General features: G+C 65.5%; 3 protein-coding genes. 2 read left to right on the top strand and 1 reads right to left on the bottom strand.

All coding sequences use genetic code 11. From position 1 onward, the window contains the following. Positions 1–203 (bottom strand): hypothetical protein (locus tag EIO00_RS25470; RefSeq protein WP_241661565.1); only part of this gene is annotated, 203 nt, incomplete at its 3' end. Between EIO00_RS25470 and EIO00_RS23915 the strand changes: the two genes are divergently transcribed. Both EIO00_RS23915 and EIO00_RS23910 read left to right on the top strand, forming a co-directional pair. Further along, positions 126–1,127, top strand: a complete 1,002-nt coding sequence (locus EIO00_RS23915) for a WD40 repeat domain-containing protein (RefSeq protein ID WP_422100072.1) — start codon at positions 126–128, stop codon at positions 1,125–1,127. The genes EIO00_RS25470 and EIO00_RS23915 overlap by 78 nt on opposite strands. 492 nt (positions 1,128–1,619) lie before the next feature. Then, positions 1,620–2,075: serine/threonine-protein kinase (locus EIO00_RS23910; protein ID WP_140182693.1), on the top strand; the 456-nt coding region annotated here is incomplete at its 3' end.

The following is a 2,075-nucleotide window of genomic DNA, read 5'->3' as shown; positions in this document are numbered from 1 at the left end:
TCCTGTTCACCCTGCTGACCGGCCATCCGCCGTTCACCAGCGAACGGCTCGAAGGGCTGATGGGCCAGCACCTGAACGCCCCGCCCCCGCACGTCCGCGACGAACGCCCCGACGCTCCCGCAGCCCTGGAGGAGCTGATCGTCGACCTGCTGGCCAAAAAGCCCGATCAACGCCCCGAACACACCACCGACGTCCTGGCTCATCTACGACGTATCCGACGGGCCCTCATCCGTCCCGCCTCTTCAGCGTCCGCGCTCCCGGACTCCGGAACTCCTGCGCAGCGTCCGTCCCCGCCGTCCGGCCCTTCAGCGCTCCCTTCCGCGGAAGGGCTCCGCAGGCCTTCTCCCATAAGGCGCACCAACTACAGCGAATTTCGTCTCCGTTCCACCCTTCATGGACACCAGGGTGGAGTTCGTTTGGTGACGTTCAGCCCGGACGGCACCATCCTGGCCACGGCCAGCGATGACAAAACCGCCAAGCTCTGGAACACCGAAACAGGAAGACTCATCACCACTCTCACCGGACATCAGGACTGGGTCTTCTCGGTGGCGTTCAGCCCCGACGGCACCACCCTCGCCACTGCCAGCCACGACAAAACCGCCAAGCTCTGGAACGCCCGGACCGGCGAACTCCTGGCCACCCTCGTCGGTCACCGACGCCCCGTCCGCTCAGTGGCGTTCAGTCCGGACGGCACCACCCTCGCCACCACCAGCGACGACGACACCGCCAAACTCTGGAACGCCCGGACCGGTAATCTCATCACCACTCTCACCGGACATCAGGACTGGATTTTCTCGGTGGCGTTCAGCCCGGACGGCACCACCCTCGCCACTGCCAGCCACGACAAAACTACCAAGCTCTGGAACGCCATAACCGGAACGCTCATCACCACTCTTACCAGACATCAGCACTGGATTTATTCAGTGGCGTTCAGCCCAGATGGGACCGTCCTGGCAACCGCCAGCGCGAAAACAGCCAAGCTCTGGGACATTGCAACGGGAAAGCTCATCACCGCTCTCACCGGACACAAGGGGCCCGTCTTCTCGGTGGCGTTCAGCCCCGACGGCGCCGTCCTCGCCACCGCCAGCGACGACAAGACCGCCAGACTCTGGCATCGGAGAGATTGAGCCAGCCGATCGGTTCGGGGGCGGCCGGGCCGTCGAAGGCTCCCCGGCGAAGCGAGCGCCCAGGGCGACGCCCCGAAGGCGGAACCCCGCAGACGATATGGACGGTCTGCTCGCACTTGTGGCGTTATGCGGCGCCGGTGGGACGTGTGGGACAAGGGCGACGATCATGCGTCCGTGCGTCGCTCGCCGCCTCCCCTCCCGCCCGGCCGTCGCCCATTCGGAGCCGAGATCACGGTCTGCTGTGCTCGCGCCCACCGTTGCAAGCGAATCGAAAGGAGTTCCACCATTTCCATGTCGACTCCACGACGTTGACGCACTGCGTTGAACGAAGCCGTTCGTCCCGGCGGCGGTGCGTCCATTCGTGGTGCGCACAGTCGATGCGCTGAGAGCGGCTTCTTTCACAGTCCGTCTTCGGCGCTTGTTCTACGGTCGTCCGGGATGTGATCTCCTCGATATGTCATCGCCGTCCCTAGACCTGGTCGATCGACGAACATGTCCTTCGGACCAGGAACGGTCAGGGGGTGTGGAGTGGAGCCTGGGTTGGAGGTCGGGGGGCGTTACCGGTTGGAGCGGCTATTGGGCGAAGGCTCCTTCGGTGAGGTGTGGAAGGCCGCGGATCTGCTGCGCGACCAGCCGGTGGCGATGAAGTTCCTCCACCGGGAGATGTCGGCGACCAAGCCGCACGTGGTGTCGAAGTTCCGCCAGGAGGCCAAGATCGCGGCCCGGCTCCAGCACCCCGGCATCACCCGCGTCGACAACTTCGGCACGCACGAGGGCCAGTGGTTCCTGGTGATGGAGTTCCTCCAAGGCCACAACCTGGCAGTGGAGCTGGGCAACCACCCGCACGGAATGCCCATGGACCGGGCGGTCGACCTGGCGGTGCAGCTGGCCGACGCGCTGGTGGCCGCGCACGAGATGGGGGTGGTGCACCGCGACCTCAAACCCGCC

The sequence above is a fragment of the Thermomonospora catenispora genome (assembly GCF_006363815.1).
Taxonomy (GTDB): Bacteria; Actinomycetota; Actinomycetes; order Streptosporangiales; family Streptosporangiaceae; genus Thermomonospora; species Thermomonospora catenispora.
Note: the sequence above shows the minus strand (reverse complement) of the source record. Positions and strands in the feature narration are given on the sequence as shown.